Raw genomic sequence first — 24,550 nt, 5'->3', positions numbered from 1 at the left:
CTTTGACAGGACGGCCTTCCTCGACCCGATCGGCTACAACGCTCGACGCTGGCCCGCTCGCCGTAGGCTGGCGTTTCCAGCGCGACACCGCGGCTATGGCGAGCCGTACTTCAGCGCCGCACCGCTCCCGGCGTCGGTGGTCGGCCTGGGCGGCGGTGTGGATAGGGCCATTTTCGGGCGACGAGGCGTGCGTGCCAGCGCAGGACCGACCGTGGAGTGACCAGCAACGCCAGCCGTGCACGCTGGTGCTTGTGCACCATCCGGAGCAGCGCTGCCATGACAGCCCGATCGCTCCAGGAAAATTGAGGTCGTGGCTGGATGCGTTGCGCGACAGCGAGCTGGTGCCGGAGCATTAGGATCTCGACGTCTTTCGCCGCACTCGACCGGGCCGGCAGCGCAAGTCATCGGAAGAGCTGACACGCGAGCTGATAGATCAGACGTATCGCCACGACCCAGCATGATGCCGCACAGCACTCGCCGGCTTCCTGCGCTCTGGCAGATCCGAACCCGCAGGTCACCTCGGGTGACACAGTTTCCGGCACCCACAGGCGCGAGTTCCTCTCTACGCAGGCGACCGGTCTGATCGCCTGCGACTTCCTTCATATTGACACCATCAGCCTGCAACGTCTCTACGCTCTGATCTTCCTCGAGCACCGCACCCGGCGCCTGCACATCGCCGGCGTCACCGCACACCCGACCGCGGCCTGGGCCACCCAGCAGGCCCGCAACCTCGCCACCGACCTGGGCATACGCCTGGACTCGCCGCGCTTCCTCATCCGGGACCGCGACAGCGAGTACACCGACGCCTTTGACGCCGTGTTCCAGACCGAGGACATCGAGATCATCAAGACGCCGATCCGGGCGCCAAAGGCCAACGCCCATTGCGAACGAATGATCGGCACCCTCCGCCGAGAAGTCCTGGACCACATGCTCATCCTCGGCGAAGCCCACGCGCGTCAGGTCCTGGCCACGTATCAGAGGCACTACAACGCGCACCGCCCCCACCGGGCCCGACGCCAACTACTCTCCCAAGCTCACGGACACCCACCTCCGGTCCTGGAGCCGGCCAGCCGCAGAATCCTGCGGCGCACTCGCATCCTCGGCAGCGTGATCAACGAGTACCGATATGCCGCTTGACCAGGAGCGATGATTATTCGAGCCTCACACCGTCGAGGAATGCTTCCAGACCGCGAAGCAGGAGTGCGGCCTGGACGACTACCAGGTCCGCCGCTATCCCGGCTGGCACCGCCACATGACCTTGGCCATGGCCGTCCACGTCTGCCTGACCGTCCTGAGGGCCCGAGAGCTGGATGCGGAGAAAGCAGAAAACGGATCCTCCCAGCTCATCCACCTCAGCCTCGCCGAGATCCGACGCCTGATCACCCGCCTCGCCGACCGCCGCCCCGCCCCGGTCAGCCACATCCTGCACTGGTCCCGCTGGCGACGACGACGCCAGTACCAAGCCCGCGTCAGCAAGCACCGTTGCAGTATTAGTCGGCGTGTGGGGCGGGCGTAGCGACGGTCCCGGTGTTCTCCAGGACAACTGCGAGGCCCTGGCCCACGCCGATGCAGAGTGCGGCGACACCGTAGCGTTCGCCTCGTTCCCGCAGGGCCTTGGCCAGGGTGCCGAGGATGCGACCCCCGGACGCGCCGAGGGGGTGGCCGATGGCGATCGCGCCGCCGTGGACGTTGACGATCGAGGGGTCGACCCGCCACGCGTCGATGCAGGCGAGCGACTGGACGGCGAAGGCTTCGTTGAGCTCGATGGCGCCGACCTGCTGCCAGCTGATACCTGCGCGTGCGAGGGCTCGGTTGGCGGCCTCTACGGGGGCGTAGCCGAACATCTGCGGCTCCAGGGCCGACGTGCCGCGGCCGGCGATCCGTGCGACCGGGTCCAGCCCTATGGCGAGAGCGGCCCGGTCTGAGCCGAGGAGCAGCGCGGAGGCGCCGTCGTTGAGTGGGCTGGCGTTGCCCGCGGTGATGGTGCCGTCCGTACGGAACACCGGCCGCAGGCCTCCCAGCACCTCGGCGGTGGTGGTTGAGCGGATGTTCTCATCCCGGGTGAGGCCGGTGCCGGGCACGGGACTGACCAGGTCGTCGTAGAAGCCGGATTCCCACGCCTGGTGCGCCAGTTCGTGGGAGCGTGAGGCGAACTCGTCCTGCCGTGCGCGGGAGATGCCGAGCTTTTCTCCCAGTTGCTCGTTCGCCTCACCCAGGCTGACGGTCCACTCGGCGGGCATCCGGTCGTTGACGAGCCGCCAGCCCAGGGTCGTCGAGACCGCGGTGACATCGCCCGCCGGGTACGGCCGGTCGGACTTGGGCAGCACCCACGGTGCGCGCGTCATCGATTCGACTCCGCCGGCCAGTACGATTTCGGCGTCGCCGGTCTCGATTTGCCGGCTGGCGACCATCGCCGCGTCGAGGCCGGATCCGCACAGTCGATTGACCGTCGTGCCGGGCACGCTTACGGGGAGTCCGGCCAGCAGCCCGGCCATCCGGCCCACATTGCGGTTTTCCTCGCCTGCGCCGTTGGCGTTGCCCCATACGACCTCGTCGATCCGGGCCCTGTCGAGTTCCGGCGCCTTGTCGAGTACCGCGGCGATGGCGTGTGCGGCGAGGTCGTCGGGGCGTACGCCGGCCAGTGCCCCGTTGAACCGTCCGAACGGTGTGCGAGCCGCAGCGTAGAGATATGTCATCGATCGTTCTTTCGTTCGCGGGCGGGTCTGCGAGGTCCTCCGCCGGTGACGTCAGTTGCCGTGCCCGTGATGTGCGAGGGGTCACTGGCGAAGGAAGAGCACGGCGTCGGCGGCGACTTTGACCGTGCCTGTCCGGCCCCACGTGGGTGATCGCCGCGGGTAGCGGTAGCGCGCGTCGCGGCCGATGCCGATCCGTACTCCGAGTACGTAGCTGGTCACCGAGGCCAGGCGTGGAAGCCCTGTCCGGTCTTGCGGCCCAGTTGTCCCGCGGTGACCTTGTCACGTAGCAGTTGCGGTGGGGCGAACCGGTCTCCGAGGGTGCGATGCAGGTGGTCGGCGATGGCCAGACGCACATCGAGGCCGACGAGATCGGTGGAGCGCAGCGGTCCCATGGGATGGCCGTAGCCCAGTTCCATGGCGGTGTCGATGGCGTCGGCGTCGGCGACGCCCTCTTCCAGCATGCGGATCGCTTCCAGACCGAGCAGGACACCGAGGCGGCTGGTGGCGAACCCGGGCGAGTCGCGTACGAGCACGTCCTTCTTCCCGAGCGCTCCCACATACCCGAGCACCTGGTCGCGGACGGTGTCCGAGGTGGCCGGTGAGGTGACCACCTCGACCATCTTGGAGGCGGGAACGGGATTGAAGAAGTGCATGCCCAGGAAGCGTTCGGGGTGTTCAAGGGCGGCCGACAGTTCGCTCACCGACAGCGAACTGGTGTTGGTGGCGAGGACGGTCCGTGCGGAGACCACCTGCTCGACGGCGGTGAGCACGTCGGCCTTCAGGGCCGTGATCTCCGGTACCGCTTCCACCACGAGATCGGCTTCCTCGGGCAGCTCGGATACGTCGGGCACCAGGTCGAGCCTGCTGAGCACGTCGGCGGGATCGGCATTCGACTTGCCCCGCCGGACGGCCCGTTCGAGGCTGTCCGCGATGCGTGCGCGGGCGGTGTCGGCGGCCTGTGGCGAGCTCTCGACCACGGTCACGTGCGCGCCTGCGGCGGCGAAGACCTGGGCGATTCCTCCCCCCATCCGGCCGCCGCCGATCACTCCGATCCGGTGGGGTACCGCTGTCATCGGGTCTCCTTGGTCAGGAACCGGGCCATCCGGTCACGCTTGTCGTCCGTCTCGAACAACACCGCCTGCGCGAGGTCGTCCACGGAGGGGTGTCCGCCCGGGGAGTCCACGACGAGCTTCGTGAGTCGCAGGGCGGCAGCGGACGAGCGCGTCATGCGGTCCAGCAGCCCGTGGGCCCGCGTGTGCAGGTCAGCGGCCGGCACCACGTCGGCGACCAGGCCCAGGCGGTGGGCGCGCTCCGCGTCCAGGCGTATCCCGCCGAGCAGGACTTGTTTGGCGACGGAGGTACCGACGAGATCGGCCAGTCGCCAGCAGGCCCCGGCGGCGGCGATGATGCCAAGGCCCGGCTCGGGGTTGCCGAAGAGGGCCGTCTGTGAAGCGATGCGTATGTCGCAGGCGAAGGCGAGCTCCGCGCCACCACCCAGCGCGTAGCCGTCGACAGCGGCGACGGTGGGCTGCTGAAGCCGGGCCAGGCGGTCGAAGAGGCGGCTGTTGATGCCCTGCAGGGCATCCTCCCGGCCTCGCCCGGCCAGTTCGGCGATGTCGGCACCGGCGGCGAAGACCCCGCCGGAACCGGTCAGCAGCAGGGGCTTCGGGCGTGCCTCCAGTTGCGCGCACACTTCGTGGAGTTCAGCGATCATCGCCGCGTTGATGGCGTTGCGGGCATCTGGCCGGTTCAGCGTGACGACGGTCCGGTCGTCACGTTCGTCGATGGTCACGGTGTTCACGGGACTCGCACCGTCTCCGGGCAGGGGACGGCGGCGGCCCGGGGTACTTGGCAGACGCCTGCCGCGGCTCGCGGGGTGCCGGTCGTGCGGAGGTACTCACTCACGGGGAACTCTTCCTGAGGGGTGGCATGTGCTCGGCTCGACTGGCTCTGCTCAGCCCTCCGCGACGCCGGGCCAGGACCAGACCGCCTCGCGCTTGTCCAGGACGGCCTTCGCCGCCTCTGCGGCATCCGGGTGAGCACCGAGCCGCAGCGTGTAGACCTGCTCGGCGGCGTACCCCGGCCGGACAGGCAGGTTCTCGGCCTCGTTGAGGGCCTGCTTGGCCAGCCGGAGGCCGAGCGGGCTCTTCGCGGCGATCCGGGCGGCCAGCTCCCGGGCCTCAGTAAGGATCGCGTCGGGCGCGGCGACGTGCTGGACCAGTCCGGTGCGGTATGCCTCGGCCGCGTCCACGGGGTCGCCGGTGAGGTACATGAGCCGGACCTGCCCCTGGGGCAGCAGCCGCATCAGGTGGGCGCCGCCGCCACAGCGGCCGGCGTTGATCTCGGGCAGTCCGATCCGCGCGTCGTCGGCGGCGTAGCGGATGTCGCAGCAGGCGCCGAGGACCGCCCCGGCACCGAGCGCGGCTCCGTTGATCACGGCGATGGTGGGGAGTGTGCAGTCGAGGATGGCCTCGTAGGCGGTCCGCGCCATCCGCTGCCGGAACTCGGCCGCGCTCTCGGAGGGAGAGACCGCTTCCACCGGTTGCTTGATGTCGGCCCCGGCGCTGAAGATCCGCACAGCGGACCGGAGGATGACCGCGTGTACGTCGGTCCGGGCCGACAGCTCACGGAAGACGGTGATGAGCGTCTCGTACATCCCGACGGTCACCGCGTTGACCGGAGCACGGTCGAGTACTACTTCAGCCACCTGACCGTGAATCTCCAGGCGGACGCCGTGCACGGTCGTTGGATTGTCTGCAGATGCTGTCATGTGACTGGACTCTACACAGAAGGAACTTACGATCCAAGCAAACTGGATACAGTTTTTGGAAGTCTTCTCACCGTCTGGAGGGAAGATCGGGTCCGCTAATGTGGGTTCTGTGTCCACGACTCCCGCTCCTTCTTCCGGTGAACGCCCGCATGACCTGGCCGGCGACACCATGACCCTCGCGTACGAGCACGTGCGCGACGCGATCCTCCGGGGCGAGCTGAGGCCCGGAACATGGATCTCCCAGGTGCGGCTGGCGGCGGACCTGCGCGTCAGCCGGACGCCGCTGCGCGAGGCGCTGCGGCGGCTGCAGACCGAAGGGCTGGTGCAACTGGACTTCAACCGCAGGATCCGGGTCGCTCCGCTGTCCATCCCGGACCTGGAGGCCTTGTACGCGATGCGGCTGGCTGTCGAACCGCTGGCGGTACTGCTGTCGGTGCCGCAGCTCACCGCGGAGGACGTCAGCGAGCTGGAAGCGGCGCTGACGGCCATGGAGACGGCGGCGTCGGACGGCGACGAGGAAAGGGCCACGGACCATCACTGCCGGTTCCACTTCCTGCTCCTGTCCCGCACGGAGGACCGGCTGCGAACGCACGCGGAGTCGATGTGGGACCACTCGGTGCGCTATCTGCGCATCTACCACAACGAGCCCGGCTACCGGCTGGCCCTCATCTCGATGGGACGGACCGGCCACCAGGAGATCCTGGGGGCGGCGCAGGCGCGGGACGGCCGGCAGGCCTCCCGGCTGGTCGCCGAGCATCTTGCACGCACGGCGCTGACCGTCCTCGCGTCCGTGGCGGGAGCCCACGACCCGAAGACGATCCGTGAGGCCCTGCGCTTCGTCCTCGACTCTGCCGGCTGACGACGTCCCAGAAAAGACAGGCGCAGTGCAGACTGCGTCAGCTTCTGGATACAGTTCATCGGATCTCCCGCGCCTCGGCGAGCCCGCTGAGAATGTCCGGAAGCCTGGCCTGGGCGTCGTCTCTGAGGTCCCGGTAGATGCTCGCGCCGTGCGTGTCGATCCCGACCGTCAGCGGCCCCAGCCGTTCGACCTCGACCCGCACGAGGCGGTAGTGCTCCACCATCTCGGTCCAGTGCACCGCTGTGACGCGTCTGATGGCGTCCGAGAGCAGCGTGCAGCCGCCGCCGAGGAAGGAGAGGTAGACGCAACCGGTGTCGCGCATGGCCGCCGCCGACTCGTCGCCGAGACCGCCCTTGCCGCCGGCGAAGCGGATGCCGAGTCCGCGGATGAGTTCCGGCATCTCGGCGTTGAACCGCGTGCTCGTGGTGGGGTTGAGGTAGCGGAGCCTGTACTCGCCGCCGGCCTCTTCGCCCAGGCTGCCCACGTGGAACAGCGCGCGGCCCCGCAGGTCGAGGGGCGGCGCGATACCCTGGTGCAGCTCGCTCAGCAGGCGCCGGTAGGCCGGCAGTCCCGCGGAGATGACGATCTCCCCGGTCAACCGGACCAGGTCGCCGGCGCGCAGCTCCCGGACCAAGTGCTCGTCGGCGGGCAGCTCGATGTCCCGTATCTCGGCCATGGTCCTCACTCCGTCTCGGTGACGGTGCCGTCGTTGCTGATCCGTACCCGCGTGCGGCGATCGATCCAGCAGTTGAAGCACACGGCGACAGGTGTGAACCCGTGCCCGGAGGCGTAGTCGACGTGCACGGCCATGGCGGTGGTGGCGCCTCCAGTGCCCATCGGGCCGAAGCCGGTCTTGTTCACCGCTTCGAGCAGGCGTTTTTCCATGTCGGCGATGAGCGGTTCGGGATGGCTCTGGCCTATCGGCCGCACCACTGACTCCTTGGCCAGCTTGGTGGCGTAGTCGAAGGTGCCGCCGATGCCGACGCCCACGACCACGGGCGGACATGCCTGGGAGCCGGCCGTGAGGACGACCTTCATGATGTACTCCTCGATCTCGGCGATCGAGGGGAACGTGAAGATCTCCAGTGCGGCCCACCGTCCGGAGCCGAGCGCCTTGGGCGAGCAGATGATCTCTACGTCGTCGGCGCCGTCGACCAGGTCGAAGGTCACGATGGGCATGTCCTTGCCGGCGTAACCGCGCTCGTTGGTCAGCGGGTTGGTGACGTGTTTGAGGAGCGGCGGGTCGGACGCGGCCACGAGTTCGGCGAACCCGTCGCGGATCGCCCGCTTGACGTCGCCGTCGAACCTCGCCTGGGTCCCGACCCGGATCTGGTACGTCGGCACTCCGGAGTCGCTGCAGAGGAAGTGACCGCGTTCCTCGGCCGCGGTAGCGTTGGCCACCATCAGGTCCAGGGTGTTGCGCGCGACGGGGTTCGTCTCCCGGGTCCGGGCGCCCGCCAGGGCCTTCTTCGCGTCGGCGGGCACCGCCCGCAGCGACCGCGCGTACATCTGGGACGTGACGCTTTTCAGCAAGTCATAGGTGATCGCCAAGGTTTCGTTCCTCCCGTGGCTCGGACAGCGCCGACTCAACGAACCTAGCGCGGAAAATCGCAACAATCAAAAAGTTAGGTCATTGACTTTTGCCTGGTCGGTACCTAGCGTCCTCGCCAGCGCCGCGACGGTGCGTCTCTCCGTCGCGAACTCTCAACGATGAGGAGCCAGCCGATGGCGACGGAAGCCACGCCGGATACCCGGCCGGAGAGCACTGGGCGCCCGCAGTCCGACGCGGTCTACCGGAAAATCAAGTGGCGCATCCTGCCGCTGCTCGTGGTGTGCTACGTGGTCGCGTTCATCGACCGTTCCAATATCGGGTTCGCGAAGCTCGAGTTCTCCGCGGACCTCGGATTCTCCGACGCGGTGTTCGGTCTCGGAGCGTCCCTGTTCTACCTGGGATACGTGCTGTTCGAGGTGCCGAGCAACCTGATGCTGCACAAGGTCGGGGCCCGCAAGACGTTCCTGCGGATCATGGTGCCGTGGGGCCTTGTGTCCGCGGTCACCGCCTTCATGGCGTCCCCGGGCCACTTCTACGCGGTGCGGTTCCTCCTCGGCGTCTTCGAAGCGGGCTTCTTCCCCGGGGTCCTGCTCTACCTGTCGTACTGGATCCCCTCGAAGCGGCGGGCGAGCACCAACGCGACGTTCCTGTCTGCGATGGCGATCTCGGGTATCGTCGGCGGCCCCGTATCCGGCGGGATCATGGACGCCATGGACGGCTTCGGGGGCATGGACGGCTGGCAGTGGGTCTTCCTGGTGGAGGGGTTGCCTGCCTGTCTGCTCGGCGTCGTGGTGTACTTCGTGCTCAGTGACGGCCCGGAGTCGGCGCGCTGGCTCAGCGCGGACGAACGCCGCCTCGTGGCCGGCGAGGTCGAGCGCGACCGGCCCACCGGGGACAAGGTCCCGCACTCCTACGGCGCCGCCCTGCGCAATGGGCGGTTCTGGGGTCTGGCCGCGCTCGGTTTCGGCATCATGACCAGTACGAGTGGCCTGTTCCTGTGGCTTCCCACGATCCTGAAGGACGCCGGCTCGCTCAGCGTGGTGCAGATCGGGCTGCTGAGCGCGGTGCCGTTCGCCGCGGCGGTCGTCGTCCAGTACCTCAACGCCCGCCATTCGGACCGGACCCAGGAGCGCCGCGTGCACGCCGGACTCCCCGCCCTGGTGGGAACCGTCGGCTGGCTTGTGCTGCCGCTGGTAGCGCGGCAGACCGGGCTCGCGCTCGTGGTCCTCACGCTGATCGCCGTGGGAACGATGGGAGCGATGGGACCCTTCTGGAGCATGCCGGCCGCGCTGCTCACGGGTACCGCGGCTGCGGGCGGTATCGCCACCATCACCGCCTTCGCGGGCATCGGCAACCTGATCACGCCCGCCGTCACCGGATGGCTGAGCAGCGCGACCGGCACCCAGGCGTACAACCAGCTGCTCTACGGTGTGGTTCTGGGAGTCGGCACGTTGCTGATGTTCCTCCTCATCCGTCCGGAGCGCACCGGGGCCAGGGTCTGACCCGCACGTGTCCCCGCCGTACGACCGGTTTGCAACAATGGCCGATATGGCTATCACCCCTCACGGCAACAGCGCCGGCGTTGCCCGATACAGTCAGTTGGCCACGATCTTCCGGCGGCGTATCGAGTCGGGTCACTGGGTCGTGGGGGAGCGCATTCCCACCGTTGTGGAGTTGGCGGAGGAGTGGAGTGTCGCGCCCGCCACGGTCCGGCAGGCGCTCGGACTGCTCGAAGAGGCCGGGCTGATCGAGCGGTACCGGGCCAAGGGAACGTTCGTCAGGCGGCGGCCGCAGCAGGATCTGTGGTGCGAGGTCCCCACCGACTGGAACGGCCTGTTGCTCTCCCCTCCCGGTATCGAGGTCGAACTGCTGTCGAGTGACGTCGCTGCCCAGCCGCCGTATGTCGAGCACGCCGACGGTACGCCGGCGCCGTCGTACCGGCACTGGCGGCGGCGCCACTCCCGCGACGGGCGTCCCTACTACCTGGGCGACGCCTACATCGCGGAGCGGTGGGCCGCGCGGATCACGGACGAACAGCTCGCCGAGAACACGACGCTGCGGATGCTCAAGGAGATGCCGGGCCTGCACCTGGCCACAGTGCATCAGACCCTCACGATCGTGATGGCCGACGTCGAACTCAGCAGCGACCTCGATATCCCGCTGAACTCGCCGATCGCGCGGCTCCAGCGCACGGCGGTCGACGCGGAGGGGATCGTGGTCTTCGTCGGGGACGGCATGTACCGAGGTGACGTGGTCCGACTGGACATCTCCGTCCACTCCTGACGGGGCGACTTGCCGTCGACAGGGACACACCTTTACCGTAAAAGCTATAAAGCTGCATCAATGACTTAGGAGTGTGTGGTGCGACTGTTCTGGTCCCCGAAGTCACCGTTCGTCCGCAAGGTCATGGTCGTACTGCACGAGACGGACCAAGTGGGCGACGTCGACACCGTGCGCACTCCGGTGCAGATGGCCGAGCCCAATCCCCAGGTGCTGGAGGCCAATCCGCTCAACAAGATCCCCACACTGCTGCTCGACGACGGGCGGGTCCTGCTGGATTCGCGGGTGATCTGCGAGTTCTTCGCCCGAAGGGCGAATGACACGGCGCTGTACCCGAACGACGACGCGGGCTACTTCGAGGCGACCTCGCTCCAGGCCCTCGGCGACGGCCTGCTCGACCTGCTCCTCGTGTGGCGCAACTGGCATCGCGACCGCGGGCTCGCCCACGACGCCGCCGACCCCTACCTCGACGCCTTCGGCCTGAAGGTCACCACGACGCTCGACCACCTGGAGTCCCGCGCCGGCGAACTCGGCGAGCGCTTCGACATCGGCCGGGTCTCGATCGCGATCGCCCTGGCGCACCTGGACTTCCGCTGGGGTGTCCTGGACTGGCGCGCTGGGCGGCCGAACCTCGCCGCATGGCACGCCGAGGTGTCCGACCGCCCGTCGATGCGCGCTACGCGGATCCTCGACGACTCCGCCACTCTCGCCGACGGGAGCGCGTCGTGACGGGCCCGCTGACGCACGTGCGCGTCCTCGACCTGAGCCGCATCATGGCAGGGCCGTGGGCCGGACAGGTGCTCGCCGACCTCGGCGCCGACGTCATCAAGGTCGAACGGCCCGGCACCGGCGACGACACCCGCTCCTGGGGACCGCCGTTCCTCGACACGGAATCCGGCTACTTCCTCTCCGTCAACCGAGGCAAGCGCTCGGTCACCGCGGACCTCGCCACCGACGAGGGACAGGAACTCGTCCGCAGGCTCGCCGCCACCAGCGACATCGTGCTGGAGAACTTCAAAGCCGGCACGCTCGACCGGTACGGACTGGGCTACGAGGACCTGCGGGCCGTCAAGCCCGACCTCATCTACTGCTCGATCACCGGCTTCGGCCAGACCGGCCCGCGCCGCGACCAGGCCGCCTACGACTTCATGATCCAGGCCATGGGCGGGCTGATGAGCGTCACCGGCGAACCCGACGACCGCCCCGGAGGAGGCCCGCAGAAGGTCGGCATCCCGGTGGTGGACCTCTTCACCGGCATGTACGCGGCCACCGGGGTCCTGGCTGCCCTCGCCCACCGGGACCGCACCGGGGAGGGTGACCACATCGACCTCGCCATGCTCGATGTCCAGGTCGGCATCCTCGCCAACCAGGCGATGAACCACCTGATCTCCGGGGACGTGCCGGTCCGCCGCGGCAACCGCCACCCGAACATCCAGCCCCAGGACGTGTACCCCTGCCGGGACGGCCACCTCGTCGTCGCGGTCGGCAACGACGGCCAGTTCGTCCAGTTCTGCGAGGCACTCGGCAAGCCCGAACTCGCTACCGACCCCGACTACGCCACCAACAAGGCCCGCGTGCGCAACGTCGAAGCGCTCACCGCCCTCATCCGGGAGACGCTGGCCGGCGGCGATCTGGAGCACTGGCTGCACGAACTCGGCAGCCGTTCGGTGCCGTGCGGTCCCATCAACACCGTGCCGATGGCCTTCGCCGACGAGCAGGTGCGCCATCGCGGCATGGTCCGAAAACTGCCGCACCCCACCCTGGGTTCCGTTCCCCAGGTGGTCAGCCCTCTGCGCTTCCGCAACGCCGCGCTCGACTTCGTCATGGCCCCGCCGCTGCTGGGACAGCACAGCGCAGAGGCCACCGACGGTCTGACAGCTCGCAACCGCACCTGACGAACCGACCCCCCACCTCTGTGAACCATCGAGAAGCAGGAGAGCCCTTCGTGCCCCGCATCCCCCTGTTCGACCCCGACACGATGACTCCGGAGCAGGAGAGGGTCTACCGCGACATCGTGAACGGCCCTCGTGCCCGGCTGGTCGGACCGCTGCGAGCGGCGTTGCACCGGCCCGAACTCGCCGACCGCTGGCAGCGCTTCGGCGAGATACTGCGCTACGGCACCAGCCTGCCCGACCGCCTCAACGAACTGGCCATCCTGGTCGTGGCCCGGCACTGGACCGCCCAGCTCGAATGGTCGATCCACGCGGACGCCGCGCTGCGCGCGGGTCTGGAACCCGAGATCGTCGACGCCCTGCGCACCGGCGAGCCCCCGGTCTTCCACGACCAGGACGCCTATGACGTCCATGAGTTCGCCCGCCGGCTCCAGCAGACCGGGGATGTCGACGAAGAGGTGTACCAGCGGGTCTGGCGGCGCTGGGGGGAGGTGGGCGCCGTCGAACTCTCCTCTGTCGTCGGCTACTACACGCTCGTCGCCATGACCTTGAACGTCCACCGGATCCCGGCACCCGGCGGCGAGCGCCCGCTGACGTCCTCCGGCGGGCCGGTGCGCCGGCTCGTGGAACTGCCCGAAGCCGTTCTCGGCGCGCCTGCCACGATGACACCGACGACGGGCTGAACCATGTCCACCACCGCAAACACCGTCCCGGCGCGCCTGCCCAGGCGTGCCGCCCGCGACTTCCCGGCAGGCGCCTGGGACTGCCACTCCCATGTCTTCGGCCCCTTCGACCGGTTCCCACCCGGGCCGTCCACCTATCCCATTCCGGACGCGCCTCCCGCGACGTACCTCGACATGCTCGACCGCACGGGCACCACACGCGGCATGCTCGTTCAGCCGGCACCCTACGGAAACGACACCAGCGCGCTGGAACACGCCATGGCACAGTCGCACGGCCGGGCCGTGGGCGTGGCCACGGCCCCCGCCGACTGCTCCGCCGATGAGCTGGCACGCCTGCACGCCGCCGGTGTCCGGGCCCTGCGGTTCAACGACCGGATCGCCCCCTCGACCGGCGCGCGTTTCCCCGGCGCCATCGGGACCGAGGCCTTCCGCGCACTGGCACCGGCCATGCGCGAGCTGGATATCCACGCGCAGATCTGGGCGGGGCTGGACGACTGCGTCCGGCTGGTGGACGAGTTCGCCGACACCGATGTACCGATCGTCCTGGACCATATGGCCCAGCCCGACGTGGCCGCCGGCCCCCACTCGGCAGCCTTTCGCGCCTTGCTCGACCGGGTGCGGGACGGCGCTGCCTGGGTGAAGCTGACCCTGTGCCGCGTGGGAGACCCCGCGCGCGGCTACGCGGATGCCCGCCCGTTCCACGACGCTCTCGTCGAGGCCGCGCCGACCCGGCTGCTGTGGGGCTCGGACTGGCCCTTCGTCCGGATGGGAGAATCCGCCCCTGACGTCGCCGACCTCGCCGACATCTTCTGCGACTGGGTCGACGACGCCGGGCTGCGCCAGCGGATCCTGGTGCACAACCCGCAACGGCTGACGGACACCGGGCCCGCCGCATGAGACTGCTGTTCCTCGTCAGCCCGCCGGACCGGCTCGACCCCGCTCACGACTCCTCCATCGCGCTGATGAGAGCAGCCACCGCGCGCGGCCATCAGGCGCTCATGGCAGAAATGCGCGAACTGTCCCTACGCGACGGCCACGTACTCGCCCGCGCCCACGCGGCCGACCTCCGTTCCGGCTCCCTGGTCCGCGGCCGGGCCGAGGTCCTGGACCTGGACGACGCCGGCCTCGTGCTCGTACGCACCGATCCGCCGGTGAACGACGACTACCTGCGGGCCACCTACCTCCTCGACTTCGCGCAACGCCGTGGCACCCCCGTGTGCAACAGTCCCGACGCACTGCGGAACACGAACGAGAAGCTCTTCGCGTTGCACTTTCCCGACCTCATCCCCGAGACCGTGGTGAGCGCATCCGCGGCGGAGCTGGCCGACGCGGTGGCGCGATGGGGGCGCGCGGTCCTCAAGCCCACCGATGCCATGGGCGGACGTGGCGTACTACTGCTGGAACACGGACACCCGAACCTCGCCGGCCTGATCGAGGTCGGCACCGCACGGGGACGGCGACACGTGGTGCTGCAGCGTTTCGTCGACGACGGCACCCACAGTGACCGAAGAGTCCTTGTCGTCGACGGTGAACCGGTCGCCGCGCTCCGCCGAACAGCCAAGGCGCCCGACTTCCGCTGCAACATGGCCGTCGGGGCCTCAGCAGCCCCGGTACCCCTCTCGAAGACCGACCGCGAGATCTGCGCGACGCTCCGCCCCGAGCTGATCGGGCGCGGTATCGGCTTCGCTGGAATCGACCTCATCGGGGACCGGCTCATCGAAGTGAACATCACCAGTCCGACGGGACTGAGGGAAATCGACGGTGGCCCCATGGAAACGGCGGGGCGGGTGGCCGACGCCGTCCTGCGACGCCTGCTGGCCCACGCCCGGTGAGCCGACTGCCAGACTCGCGTAACACCCGGGCAGGCAGCCGCTTACTACCCGTTTGCGGACGAGGTTCATAGGCGGAGCAGTGCCCTTGCCGGAGATCTCATCCGTGCAGCTCACGCCGCATGGGTCCGGTCCAGGAGTTCGGTGCGGCAGGTCTGTATCCCAGCGCTCCATGAGCGAGTTCATCCGTGGTATCCGCATACCGGTGGTGACGACCTTGAGACCGGCATCGGCCATGAGGACGTCGAAGGCAGTTGTGGGCTTCGGGTCCCGGTCGCGGATCATCCCGTCTGGTCGTACGTCCGCGGTGACGACCACGGCCGCCGCCGGGACAGGTTCCAGGATCGGCGACGGGCGTCCGCGTGTGCTGGCGACGGCATCTCGCAGACGGATCAGACCGAGGGCTTGGAGTTCGGCCGTGGCAGCTCCGGCGGCGCTGCGGGCAAGACCCGCCCGTGCGGTCGCCACCGCACGGGTCGTGGTCCCAGCCGCGTGGATCTGGGCGAGCAGCCGTCCGGCCGCAGTCGCCGGACGTTCACCGCGCCCGTTGCTGATGATCGACGAGTTGCCGTATCCGCCGCAGCGTTCCTCCGAGTTCCCGGCCTGCTCCAGCGGCAGGTGTGGGGAAGTCGGCCCAGTGCCGAGCTTGAGCGGGCAGGGCACTGTCACCATGATCGTCATCGGGCTCCGCGACACCGTCCAAGAGCCGGCGGAAACGGCCTGACCCCGCCCGACCCCTCCTGAGTCTCTGGAGACCGGCCAATTCGCGCCAGCCATAATGGGGCGACGTTTCCCGGATGAGACAGGAGCATCGGGTGGACATACCCGAGAACTTGACGCGCCGTTGGGCGAAGCATGTGCGCGAGAAGGGGTGGAGCGAACGGACCGCGTTCCATGCCGACGGCCGGGCGTGGACCTTCGCGGAGGTGTTCGACGGTGCGGCGAGGGTGGCGGCCGGATACCGGTCGCACGGTCTGCGCACCGGTGACCGGGTGCTGCTCGCCTTGCCCGACAGTGTCGAGATGGTGTGGTGTCTGCTCGGCGCGTGGCAGGCGGGTCTCGTCGCGGTGCCGGTGAACGTCCAGATGAGCCGGGAGGATCTGACGCGCGACGTGGTCACGGCTGAACCGGCGCTTGTCGTGGTCGACCCGGAGACCGCCGGGTGGCTCGGGGACAGCGGGCCGGCTCCCACCAGCGAGGTCGGTCCGCTCGTGGCGGCAGAGCCGGAGGAGGTGTTCGCCACGGGCGGGGACGCCGCCGCGCTGGCCGTGTTCACCTCCGGCACCACCGGGGCGCCGAAGTTGTGCTTCTTCCGCCATCGCGACCTCGGCGCCCCACGCGCGCCTGGCCTGGTGAGCGGACCCGGCACCGTCGGGCTCTCGGTGTCGCGCATGTACTTCGTGGGCGGGCTGAGCGCGTCGGTGTTCACCACCCTCGAAACCGGGCAGGTGGCCGTGCTGTCGCGGCCCCGCGCGACCCCGGCCGCCGCGGTCGAGCTCATGCGCCGCCACAACGTCACCGTCCTGTTCGCGCAGCCGAGCTTCCTGGCGCGGCTGCTGCTCGAACCCGGCCATGCCGAGGTACTGGGCAACGTCAGTCAGGCCTTCTGCGCCGGGGAAGTGCTCACCGCGCGACTGCGCGAGCAGCTGGTCCCGATCATGGGCCCCCGGCTGCTCAATACCTACGGCACGACGGAAGCCGGTGGCGTCGCCGTCGGCCCGCCCGCGGTCTACGACGTGCCGTCGGCGGTCGGTCCGCCCTTGCCCGGCAGGCCGGTGCGTGTCGTCGACGCCGACGGACAGGAGCTGCCCACGGGCGGCAGGGGCGAGCTGCACATCCGCGTCCCCGTCGCCACCCGCGGCGTCGCCCGCGGCAGCCTCGGCCCCGACATCCTGACCGACGTGTGGTGGCCGACCGGCGACCTCGCCTCCATCGACGAGAACGGTGTCGTGCACGCGCACGGCCGGCTCGACGACGTCGAGGTGATCGGCGGACAGAACGTGGTGCCGAGCGAGGTCGAACGCCTGCTGGAGAGCCACCCGCGCGTGCTGGAGGCGGCGGTCAGCTCCGTGCGGCGCCCGGCCGGGGACACGAGCCTGCGCGCCTACGTCGTCGCCGCCGCGGCACCCGGCTCGCCCGGCGAAGGGCCGGCGCGGGGTGACGACGCGCTCGCCGCCGAGTTGGTCGAGCGCGCCCGATCCACCCTGTCCTGGTACAAGGTTCCGCAGGACGTCGTATGGCTGGACGCACTGCCCCGCAACGGCAATGGCAAAGTGCTGCGCAGGGTACTCCGCGCACAGGGCGACGAGTTCGTCCAGCCCCATCGTCACTATCCGGCGTCGAATGTGCCTCGAACGTGAACACTCGGTTCGGCAAACACCGTGAGGACAAGGCGGCGTTTACGCAACGGCTTACTGTGCCGCCGATGAATCGACGGACCATCAGGAAGTCACCAAGGCCGACACATTGTGGTTAACGGGACGAGATCGGCGCGGCGCGAACAAACGTGTCCAAGATCACGGGGAAACCGTGTTCAGCCGCGGTGGGCTTTCTGCGAGAGTCACGAAAATAGTCCTCGCACGGTCAGGTGATCGATATTTCCGCCCAACCCTCGCAGGTGAGCACGCGATACCGGTTTGTCGTGCCGAGCATCGCGGCGTCGGTCGTGCCGCGTGCGCCGAAGGCCGTCCTCCCCTATCTGCAACTGGCGCGTATGCACGCGCCCATAGGCAGTTGGCTGTACCTCCTCCCCGGCCTGTGGGGGATCGCGCTCGCCTCGGCCGGGCTGCCCGACTGGCGCCAGGTACTGCTGTTCACGGTCGGTGGGGTGCTGGTGCGCGGCTTCGGCTGCGTCGTCAACGACCTTGCCGACCGCAAGATCGACGCCCGGGTGGCACGTACCGTCGCGAGGCCGCTCGCGGCCGGTACGGTCACGGTCACGGGAGCGCTTGTCTTCGCCGTGGTGCAGGCGGTGGCGGGGCTGCTTGTGCTGGCTGTGGCCAGCGTTCCGGCGGCGGTGTTCGTGGCCGCCTCCTATCCGCTGGTGGTCGCGTACCCGTTCATGAAGCGGATCACCTACTGGCCGCAGGCCTGGCTGGGGATGGTCTTCGGCTGCTACATCCTCGCGGGTTGGCTCGCGGTGGCCGGGAGGATCGGGACTCCCGCGCTCCTGCTCTTCGTCGCCGGTGTCTTCTGGACGCTGGGGTACGACACGATCTACGCCCACCAGGACAAGGCGGACGACGTGCAGGTGGGGGTGAAGTCCCTCGCGCTGCGCCTCGGCAGGGCGACCCGGCCCTGGGTCGCCGGGTTTTACGGGGCGACCGTGGTCGGGATCGTGGCCGCCGGAGCCGTCGCCGGTCTGCACTGGACGTTCTACGCGCTGTTTCTGCCGGGCGTGGCGCACCTGCTCTGGCAGGTGGTGACGGTGGACATCGACAACCCTGCCGACTGCCGGGAAAAGTTCATGGCAAATCGTTTCTTCGGGTGGCTCGTGCTCGTCGCCATCGTTGCGGGGAGCATCTTTTGAGGCGCGGCCACGCGGTCGCACCGGAGTGACGGCGGAGGAAACACATGTACGCAGGCCCCTGGTCCGTGCGCACGGAGTCGCGCAGCCTGGCCCAGTTCATGGCGCTCCTGCGGGAGCCGGCGAGTTTGGCCACCGAGGTGCTGGAGGAGTGGTGCGGTGCTCCGGTCACCGCGGAGATCCGCCACCGCGCGGATGGCCAATTACTCGTCCCGCCGGCCGAGCGGACATTCGGCGGGGGTTCGGCGCAGGCGGAGGGAGACCCCTTCTTGCCGCCGGAGCGGGTGGCCGAACTGATGCGGCTCTCGGCGGGTGCCCGTGTGCAGTTCCGCACCGTTCACCTGCGCGCCGGGACCGAAAAGGTCGTCACCGCGAGCGCCGTCGTGGCGCTCGACCGCATAAGCCCGGAGGAGCGCGCCGTGCTCAGCACCACCAACGCACCGCTGGGGCCCGTGCTGGCCGCGGGCGGTGGAGTGCGGCGCGTGATGGTCACGTCCGAACCGATCCGCCTCGAACCCGCCGTGCGACCGCCCTGCGACGCCGACGCTCCCGTGCTGACCGTCACCGCACTGCTGTGCCGTGGAACCGTGCCCGTCAGTCTCGTGCGGGAGGCTTTCCTGCCGAGTCTCCTCGAACGAGAGGTCGTCCACGACGGATGAGGGATCCCATGCCGAACTCTCCCGCCGCGGTCTTCGAGCGGCTCACCACCACCGTTCCGCCGGTCCGCACCGAGGTTCGTCTCGGCACCGCCTGCGTGCTCGGCGGCGGCGTCGCCGGCCTGGTCGCGGCCCGCGTGCTCGCGGATCACGCCAACCGTGTCGTGATCATCGAGCCCGACCAGCCGGAAGCCGCGCTCAGCGGCGCGGCTCGTCCCGGCGTCCCGCAGGGCTCCCAGGTGCACCTCCTGCTGCCCGGCGGACGCGCGCAGCTCGAACGCTTCTTCCCCGGTGTCGTGGCACAGGCCCTCGCCGGGGGTGCTGTCTCGTGCGGTCCGGAGCGCACCGCCACCTACCTCGACGACGTCGAGCAGATCGCCACGCCCAACGCGCGGTTCGTGGGGAGCAGTCGCCCCTTCCTGGAGTCGCTGATCCGTCGGCGCACGCTCGCACTGCCCAACGTCGAGCTGGTGAGTGGACGCGTCATTGGGCTGCGGTACGCGCGCGGCGCCGTCGAGTCGGTGCGCTACGCGGTCGGCGGCGACCACGTCGTCGTCCCAGCCGACTTCGTCGTCGACGCCTCCGGCCGCGGCAGCAGGCTGAGTGACTGGCTGGAGCAGGGCGGCTGGCCCCGACCGGAGACGCAACGGCTCCAGGCCGACATCCGCTACCTGTCTGCCCGCTTCACGCGCTCGGCCGACTGGGACGGCCCCCTCAGCGGCATCTCCCGCTACAGCCCGCACTTCCCGAAGGACATCGCCGGAGCGGCGGTCAACCCGATCGAGAACCAGCAGTGGGTGGTGATGCTCGCCCACTTCGGCAACGCCGCCGAGGGCCGCACGGCCGACGAGTTCGTCGCCCGGTGCCGTGAGCTGCCACCGATCTTCCAGGAAGCCGTCAAGGGCGAAATCGTCGGCGAGGTCGTCCCGTACCGCCACCCCGACAGCAGGTGGCGCCACTTCGAGGCGCTCGACCGCTTCCCCGCCCGCCTGGCGGTCCTCGGCGACGCCGTCGCCTCGTTCAACCCCCTGTACGGGCAAGGTATGTCCTCGGCCGCGCTCCACGCCTCCTGCCTGTCGGAGTACCTGCGCTCCGGCCCCGACCTGGACGCCCCGGCCCGGCACTTCCTCGAGCTGGAAAAGGTCGTCGTCGAAGCCGCGTGGCAGACGTCCACGGCCGGCGACGCCATCCGGCTGGGCCTGGCAAAGCCACCGGCCACCGATCAGGGGCGGCGGCAGGCGTGGGCCCTGCGACAGGTGCGGGAGGCAGCGGGCCGGGACGAGCAGGTCGGCACGGCCCTGCGGGCGGTGGGGTTCATGACCGCCCATCCGGCGTCGCTGATGGCACCGGAGTTGGTGCTTCGCGCGGCGCGGGTCAACGGTGTGCCGGAGGAGCGGATCCGGCAGGAGTACACGATGACGGAGACGACGTGACGGGCCAGATGACGCACACGGCACTCGACCGCTACATGGAGCTCGCCGACCGCGCCGTGCGGGACCCCTCGGCGCTGGCGGAGCTCCCCACGATCTTCGCGCCGGACGCCACCGTGAGGCTGCGCGACGAGCCGGTGACCGGCATGCCCGCCATCATGGAGTTCTACCGGGTGTTCGTGGCGGCCGTGGCCGAGAGCAAGCACTACTGGACAACCACGATTCTCGACGACGGCACGATCGAGTCGCACTGGGTCGTCGCGGCGCGCCGGGCCGACGGCAGCCTGATGACCGCGGCCGGGGTCGAGCACGCGACCGTCGACACCGATGGGTTGATCACGAACCTGCGCAACCGGTACACCCGTCCGCCGGGCTGACCAGATCCGGCATACGGGCCTTCGCCGATGCGCCGGTAGCTGCCGAGAAGGGTCGGGCCGCGGTTGCCACACGTCCCGCCGCGCCGCCCGGAGTGACGGATCCGGCCCGCCGCGGTGCTCCGCGGCGGGCCCGGCCTCGGCTGATGCCCTGCCTCACCTCTCCCGGCGCATCAGCAGATTCCCCTTGCCGGAAACCTCATCCGTGCCGGTCACGCCGCATGTTGATATTCGTGGAGGATGCCGCCGAGGCGATCGTGCCGACGTATGTCGAGGCGGGCTAACGCGTCGGGACCGTCGATCGGCGGGAGCAGGGGGTGCAGCGGCCTGGCGTTCGCGATGCGCTGGTGTGGTCGGTGTCTGTTAGAGAACTGCTCGAATTCGCGCAGGGTGTGCGCGGTTCCCTGCTGCACCAGCCGATGGAGTGGGCCGACCTGCGCCGCGAGCTGAATCCAGCACCATACCTCACTGGGCATGCGCAGATGCTGATTCGCCTCGGGTACGGCCCGGAGGGCCCGGCCAGTCCGCGAAGTGCACCGGAGCAGGTGTGCGACGTTGAGTGACAGGACGGCCTGGCGTTGTGCGGTGTTCCTGTGATGGCCTGCAGAGTTCGTCAGCCCGCATCGATGGGGAGGCGCCTGACTCGGGCGGCAGCGAGGGCTTCGGGCAGGCGGTCGTAGATCTCGAACACGCCGTCCAGCCCGGCGCCGCGCAGTATCCGCAAGAAGCGTCCATCGTCTGTGACCAGCCGCAGCCGACCGTGCCGTGCCATGACCCGGTTCCGCGCCCGGCACATCAGCGCCAGCCCGGCGCAGTCGATGAAGGACAGGGTGCGAAGATCCACCACGAGGTCGGGGTGGACGACGGCTGTCAGGACGTCGAGGCGCTCCATCAGAGCTGGTGCCGTGAGGATGTCGATCTCGCCGCGCAGCTCCACGACGGTGGTCCCGCCGACGGCACGTTCGGTATGGCGGGTCGCGGACTGGATGAAAGTTTCGGCCATGGTCAGAGGAAAGCTGGGCCGATGTGCGTGTCGGAAGGGCCGGTCGGCCCCCCTTGGCCGCCACGCTTCCCCGGGCCGTTCTCCGGTGGGGGCTGGGCCGGTGGTCCCTCACGCCCGGCTGCCGTCGCGCTCAGTATGGAACGTAATCCTTCCTCCGGGCGAAAGACGGACTGACTCATGTACTCCAACGATGGTTTCCGCGAACTCGGCCGTCAGGAGTGTCTGGGCCTGCTGGCCACGGTGCCCGTCGGCCGGATCGTCTTCACGCGCCAGGCCCTGCCCGCGGTCGTGCCGGTCACCTTCGTACTGGACAGTGACGGGGCGGTGTTGCTGCGCACCTCTGCGAGCTCGGAGCTGGCCCGTGCGGTCGACGGCGCGGTCGTCGCCTTCGAGGGGGACGCGGTCGATGCGGTCGCGTGCTCGGGCTGGAGCGTCGTCGTCACCGGTCGGGCCGTTGTCGTGACCGACACGGCCGAGCTGGATCGCCTGGATCGGTTCGGTCCGGACTCCTGGGTTCCCTCATCCCAAGAGGTCTTCGTACGTATTGAGCCGGAACTGGTCACGGGACGTGAACTCGTCCTCGGTCGCACGATGTACGGCTTGCACCTCTCCGCCTGAGCGCCGGTGCCGGCTGTCAAGCCAGGGCCGATCGGCCCCAGGGTGAAGGGGCCGGCCGGCGCGGCAACGGGTTCTCGCAGGCCCTGCTCCGGGTGGTGGTCAGCCCGCCTTCACCGGCTCGGTGCTGCACCGCTGCAAGGAGGCCGGACTGCACACGGCGCTGGATACCTCCGGCTTCCTGGGCGCCCGTGCCTCCGACGGACTCCTCGCCGACACTGACCTGGTGCTGCTGGACATCAAGTCCTTCGATGTCCCCGCCTACCGCAAGCTGACCGGCGGCCGGCTTGCCCCGACCCTCAGCTTTGCCACCCGCCTCGACCGCCTGGGCGTCCCCGTCCACATCCGCTACGTCCTCGTCCCCGGCTGGACCGACGACCCGTCCGCCGTGGACGGCCTCGGCGCCTTCCTGGCCGGGCTGGGCAACGTCGACCGGGTGGACGTCCTGCCGTTCCACAAGCTCGGCGCCCACAAGTACGACGCCCTCGGCATCGACTTCCCCCGGCGCGATACCCCCGTCCCGGCTCCGGATCTGACGGAACGGGTGCGGGAACAATTCCGGGAGCACGGGCTGCGGGCGCTGTGAGCCGGGCTGCTCGGGGTCGGGCGTGGACGGGTGCAACTCCCGCATGCAACGGCCCACCGCCGAATCGTGCGGCCGCCCAACCGTGCCGATCTCTGCGCCGGCGTAAGTCCCGCCGCTGAATGGGCGGCCCGGGAAGCCCCGCTCCGCGACGTCCCTCTGCGCCTGGTCCACGCCCTTCGACGGCCGCCGTTCATGAACGCGCCTCTGGGCGCGGCACCCAAGCCGTCCTTGAACCTGGATGCGCAGAGCCGCCCGGCCGACCACAGGGTGCGCGGGGCCGAAGCGAGGATCGCGCGCCACCACCCGGGCCGGCGGATCACTGCCGAGGGTGTTCCCGAAGAGCCCCTCCCCGCCCTGCTCGCGGTCCGTTCCGTGAAGTCGTGCTCGGCCTCAACTTGGCGGCTCCGCACGACGCCGTGATAGGTAGCGCCCCGTCAGGAGGTGCCGCCCTGGCATGGGCAACGTTGTCGGGCGGGGCGAGCGTGAAGCCGGGACGGCACAGAGGGACGAGACGGGTCTCCTGGACCGTGATCAGGCTTTGCCGGGCTCGTCGGCGGCGGTGAGCCGAATGCCGGTGATCAGGTCCGGGCGGATGCGCACCGCGTAGTCCATGGTCTGGTTCACCCAGGGGCTGAGCAGCGCCTGGTAGCGGGCCAGTTCATCCGGATCGGTCACCAGGTGGGCGTAACCGGTGACCTCTACGCTCCAGCCGAGGTGCGTGTCGGGGTCGATGGCGTCGGCCTCGTAGGCGACGACCACACCCGGGCCGGCGGCATGCCGGGCATGCGAGGTCAGTGCCGCGCCCTCGTGCGTGCGGATCACGATGTCCCCGTTGTCCAGGACATGGTTTACCGGTCGGACTGTCGGCAGCGCGTGACGAGTGAAGGCGATCCTTCCGAAGGACACACTGCCCAGCAGTCGCAGGGCTTCGTCGCCGTCCAGCTCAATGCTCGTGCGCGGCCCGGCGGGCAGGGTCTGGGTGTTGTCGATGGGCATGGAGGGTTTCCGTACGGATTCGTTGCTCACTGCTGTATGTCTCCGGCCGACGCGCGGAGGCTGTGACGTGACCCGTCGCTGTGATGACGACCGGAACGTCGGTACGGCATGTGCGCCGTCCTTTCGGCACGTGGGTTGGTCGCCTGGCTGTGGCATCCGCCGAGGCGGATGCCACAGCCAGGCACGATCAGATCATTGGAACGGCGCCGGGGCTCCTCACACCAGGGCCGTTCGGCCCTTGTCTGCTTCCGGCCGGCCCTGTGCACCCCAGAAGTAGGCGGTGCGCATGATCTCCTCCATGTCGTCGAGCACGGGCATCCGCGGGTTGGCGGGCGCCCACTGGTCCTCGAAGGCGTTCAGGGCCTGCCGGGGCAGAGCGTCGAGGAAGGACCGCTGGTCGATACCCAGGGCCTGGAACGACGGCTCGATGCCCACGGCGTCGCGCAGCCGCTCCACCGCGGTGGCCAGCGACTCCACGCCCTCCTGTGAGGTCGAGGCAGGCAGGCCGAGGGCGCGCGTTCCCGCATGAGCTGGGCACCGCGCTGGACGGAGTCGATGCTCGGCTCCGGCTCGACATTGTCGATGATCTGGAGAGTGACCGGCTCGTGGCGCCGTTGCAGAACGCGGCTGACGCGGTCGACGAAGCCGAGGCGGGTCATAGTCGCGTCGGTGACGATCGTGACCCGGTGGACGTCCGGCATCGAGGCCAGGTAGCGGATGGACTGCGGCTCGAAGTAGATCTCCGGCGGCACCTTGAACCACTGCAGGTTGTTGCGGCGCGCGCTGACCCGCTGTGCGTGACG

At 69.4% G+C, this 24,550-nt stretch carries 24 protein-coding genes and 5 pseudogenes; 17 read left to right on the top strand and 12 right to left on the bottom strand.

What is annotated here, in order from left to right; translation table 11 throughout:
- Window positions 1-546 precede the first annotated feature (546 nt).
- Window positions 547-1,137, top strand: a pseudogene (locus ASC60_RS39770) (integrase core domain-containing protein); the annotation flags it as partial.
- 31 nt (window positions 1,138-1,168) lie between these two features.
- A pseudogene (locus ASC60_RS39765) lies at window positions 1,169-1,379 on the top strand (IS701 family transposase); the annotation flags it as partial.
- A gap of 111 nt (window positions 1,380-1,490) precedes the next feature.
- On the opposite strand, the gene ASC60_RS26065 reads toward ASC60_RS39765, so the two are convergent.
- From ASC60_RS26065 to ASC60_RS26050, 5 genes are all read right to left on the bottom strand, one after another.
- Complete coding sequence (locus tag ASC60_RS26065) at window positions 1,491-2,696, bottom strand: thiolase family protein (protein WP_055555043.1); 1,206 nt, start codon at window positions 2,694-2,696, stop codon at window positions 1,491-1,493.
- An 81-nt stretch (window positions 2,697-2,777) separates the two neighbouring features.
- Complete coding sequence (locus ASC60_RS41790) at window positions 2,778-2,915, bottom strand: hypothetical protein (RefSeq protein ID WP_159043319.1); 138 nt, start codon at window positions 2,913-2,915, stop codon at window positions 2,778-2,780.
- Window positions 2,912-3,769 carry a 3-hydroxyacyl-CoA dehydrogenase family protein gene (locus tag ASC60_RS26060; protein ID WP_055555041.1) on the bottom strand — a complete coding sequence of 286 codons (858 nt, stop codon included), beginning with the start codon at window positions 3,767-3,769 and terminating at the stop codon, window positions 2,912-2,914. The genes ASC60_RS41790 and ASC60_RS26060 overlap by 4 nt, the downstream gene beginning before the upstream one ends.
- Window positions 3,766-4,488 (bottom strand): enoyl-CoA hydratase/isomerase family protein, encoded by a 723-nt coding sequence (locus ASC60_RS26055; protein WP_370592965.1) that lies wholly within the window; start codon window positions 4,486-4,488, stop codon window positions 3,766-3,768. Before ASC60_RS26055 ends, ASC60_RS26060 begins: the two co-directional genes overlap by 4 nt.
- Window positions 4,489-4,650: 162 nt before the next feature.
- Entirely contained in the window at window positions 4,651-5,466 is an 816-nt protein-coding gene (locus ASC60_RS26050; protein WP_055555037.1) for an enoyl-CoA hydratase-related protein, read from the bottom strand.
- Between the two features lie 109 nt (window positions 5,467-5,575).
- On the opposite strand from ASC60_RS26050, the gene ASC60_RS26045 reads away from it, so the two are divergent.
- On the top strand, window positions 5,576-6,325 hold the full coding sequence (locus ASC60_RS26045) for a GntR family transcriptional regulator (RefSeq protein WP_159043318.1): 750 nt from the start codon (window positions 5,576-5,578) through the stop codon (window positions 6,323-6,325).
- Between the two features lie 55 nt (window positions 6,326-6,380).
- Here the strand turns inward: ASC60_RS26045 and ASC60_RS26040 are convergent, their stop codons facing one another.
- Both ASC60_RS26040 and ASC60_RS26035 read right to left on the bottom strand, forming a co-directional pair.
- Window positions 6,381-7,001: a fumarate hydratase C-terminal domain-containing protein gene (locus ASC60_RS26040; protein WP_055555033.1), complete on the bottom strand. Its 621-nt coding sequence runs from the start codon at window positions 6,999-7,001 to the stop codon at window positions 6,381-6,383.
- A gap of 5 nt (window positions 7,002-7,006) precedes the next feature.
- A complete protein-coding gene (locus ASC60_RS26035) occupies window positions 7,007-7,876 on the bottom strand; it encodes a fumarate hydratase (protein ID WP_199831055.1) in 870 nt (289 codons plus the stop codon).
- A 174-nt stretch (window positions 7,877-8,050) separates the two neighbouring features.
- Here ASC60_RS26035 and ASC60_RS26030 point away from each other — a divergent pair, with 174 nt between their 5' ends.
- The 7 genes from ASC60_RS26030 to gshB all read left to right on the top strand — a co-directional run bounded on the left by ASC60_RS26030 (window position 8,051) and on the right by gshB (window position 14,564).
- Window positions 8,051-9,379, top strand: a complete 1,329-nt coding sequence (locus ASC60_RS26030) for an MFS transporter (RefSeq protein WP_055555031.1) — start codon at window positions 8,051-8,053, stop codon at window positions 9,377-9,379.
- A 46-nt stretch (window positions 9,380-9,425) separates the two neighbouring features.
- Entirely contained in the window at window positions 9,426-10,160 is a 735-nt protein-coding gene (locus ASC60_RS26025; protein ID WP_199831054.1) for a GntR family transcriptional regulator, read from the top strand.
- 78 nt (window positions 10,161-10,238) lie between these two features.
- Complete coding sequence (locus ASC60_RS26020) at window positions 10,239-10,886, top strand: glutathione S-transferase family protein (RefSeq protein ID WP_055555029.1); 648 nt, start codon at window positions 10,239-10,241, stop codon at window positions 10,884-10,886.
- On the top strand, window positions 10,883-12,052 hold the full coding sequence (locus ASC60_RS26015; RefSeq protein WP_055555027.1) for a CaiB/BaiF CoA-transferase family protein: 1,170 nt from the start codon (window positions 10,883-10,885) through the stop codon (window positions 12,050-12,052). Before ASC60_RS26020 ends, ASC60_RS26015 begins: the two co-directional genes overlap by 4 nt.
- 50 nt (window positions 12,053-12,102) lie before the next feature.
- The gene (locus tag ASC60_RS26010; protein WP_055555026.1) at window positions 12,103-12,732 is read left to right on the top strand and encodes a carboxymuconolactone decarboxylase family protein; all 630 of its coding nucleotides are present in this window, start codon (window positions 12,103-12,105) and stop codon (window positions 12,730-12,732) included.
- Between the two features lie 3 nt (window positions 12,733-12,735).
- Window positions 12,736-13,629, top strand: coding sequence for an amidohydrolase (locus tag ASC60_RS26005; RefSeq protein ID WP_055555024.1), 894 nt, complete (start codon window positions 12,736-12,738; stop codon window positions 13,627-13,629).
- Window positions 13,626-14,564, top strand: coding sequence for a glutathione synthase (gshB, locus tag ASC60_RS26000; protein ID WP_055555022.1), 939 nt, complete (start codon window positions 13,626-13,628; stop codon window positions 14,562-14,564). Before ASC60_RS26005 ends, gshB begins: the two co-directional genes overlap by 4 nt.
- Window positions 14,565-14,686: 122 nt before the next feature.
- Here gshB and ASC60_RS44160 read toward each other — a convergent pair.
- Window positions 14,687-14,846 (bottom strand): annotated as a pseudogene (locus ASC60_RS44160) (integrase); the annotation flags it as partial.
- Between the two features lie 512 nt (window positions 14,847-15,358).
- Between ASC60_RS44160 and ASC60_RS25995 the strand changes: the two are divergent.
- The 5 genes from ASC60_RS25995 to ASC60_RS25975 all read left to right on the top strand — a co-directional run bounded on the left by ASC60_RS25995 (window position 15,359) and on the right by ASC60_RS25975 (window position 20,550).
- Entirely contained in the window at window positions 15,359-16,921 is a 1,563-nt protein-coding gene (locus ASC60_RS25995) for a class I adenylate-forming enzyme family protein (RefSeq protein WP_079038623.1), read from the top strand.
- Window positions 16,922-17,148: 227 nt separating this feature from the next.
- On the top strand, window positions 17,149-18,090 hold the full coding sequence (gene ubiA, locus ASC60_RS25990) for a 4-hydroxybenzoate octaprenyltransferase (protein ID WP_234357133.1): 942 nt from the start codon (window positions 17,149-17,151) through the stop codon (window positions 18,088-18,090).
- 44 nt (window positions 18,091-18,134) lie between these two features.
- Window positions 18,135-18,746, top strand: coding sequence for a hypothetical protein (locus tag ASC60_RS43235; RefSeq protein WP_055555017.1), 612 nt, complete (start codon window positions 18,135-18,137; stop codon window positions 18,744-18,746).
- An 8-nt stretch (window positions 18,747-18,754) separates the two neighbouring features.
- Window positions 18,755-20,176: an NAD(P)/FAD-dependent oxidoreductase gene (locus tag ASC60_RS25980; RefSeq protein ID WP_055555015.1), complete on the top strand. Its 1,422-nt coding sequence runs from the start codon at window positions 18,755-18,757 to the stop codon at window positions 20,174-20,176.
- Window positions 20,173-20,550 (top strand): nuclear transport factor 2 family protein, encoded by a 378-nt coding sequence (locus ASC60_RS25975; RefSeq protein WP_234357132.1) that lies wholly within the window; start codon window positions 20,173-20,175, stop codon window positions 20,548-20,550. Before ASC60_RS25980 ends, ASC60_RS25975 begins: the two co-directional genes overlap by 4 nt.
- A gap of 209 nt (window positions 20,551-20,759) precedes the next feature.
- On the opposite strand, the gene ASC60_RS25970 is transcribed toward ASC60_RS25975, so the two are convergent.
- The gene (locus ASC60_RS25970; RefSeq protein ID WP_055555013.1) at window positions 20,760-21,023 is read right to left on the bottom strand and encodes a hypothetical protein; all 264 of its coding nucleotides are present in this window, start codon (window positions 21,021-21,023) and stop codon (window positions 20,760-20,762) included.
- A gap of 137 nt (window positions 21,024-21,160) precedes the next feature.
- Window positions 21,161-21,550, bottom strand: a complete 390-nt coding sequence (locus tag ASC60_RS25965; RefSeq protein ID WP_055555011.1) for an STAS domain-containing protein — start codon at window positions 21,548-21,550, stop codon at window positions 21,161-21,163.
- A gap of 177 nt (window positions 21,551-21,727) precedes the next feature.
- Here ASC60_RS25965 and ASC60_RS25960 point away from each other — a divergent pair, with 177 nt between their 5' ends.
- Together ASC60_RS25960 and ASC60_RS25955 are read left to right on the top strand one after the other, a co-directional pair.
- Entirely contained in the window at window positions 21,728-22,168 is a 441-nt protein-coding gene (locus ASC60_RS25960; protein ID WP_055555010.1) for a pyridoxamine 5'-phosphate oxidase family protein, read from the top strand.
- A 100-nt stretch (window positions 22,169-22,268) separates the two neighbouring features.
- Window positions 22,269-22,751: pseudogene (locus ASC60_RS25955) on the top strand (pyruvate formate-lyase 1-activating enzyme); the annotation flags it as partial.
- A 531-nt stretch (window positions 22,752-23,282) separates the two neighbouring features.
- On the opposite strand, the gene ASC60_RS25950 reads toward ASC60_RS25955, so the two are convergent.
- Window positions 23,283-23,747 carry a pyridoxamine 5'-phosphate oxidase family protein gene (locus ASC60_RS25950; protein WP_199831051.1) on the bottom strand — a complete coding sequence of 155 codons (465 nt, stop codon included), beginning with the start codon at window positions 23,745-23,747 and terminating at the stop codon, window positions 23,283-23,285.
- Between the two features lie 216 nt (window positions 23,748-23,963).
- A pseudogene (locus tag ASC60_RS44155) lies at window positions 23,964-24,547 on the bottom strand (iron-containing alcohol dehydrogenase); the annotation flags it as partial.
- Window positions 24,548-24,550 lie beyond the last annotated feature (3 nt).

Origin of the sequence: Streptomyces sp. NBRC 110028 (assembly GCF_001417735.1) — a bacterium.
Lineage (GTDB): Bacteria > Actinomycetota > Actinomycetes > Streptomycetales > Streptomycetaceae > Streptomyces.
The sequence above is the reverse complement of the archived record's forward strand: the minus strand, read 5'-3'. Positions and strand labels throughout refer to the sequence as shown.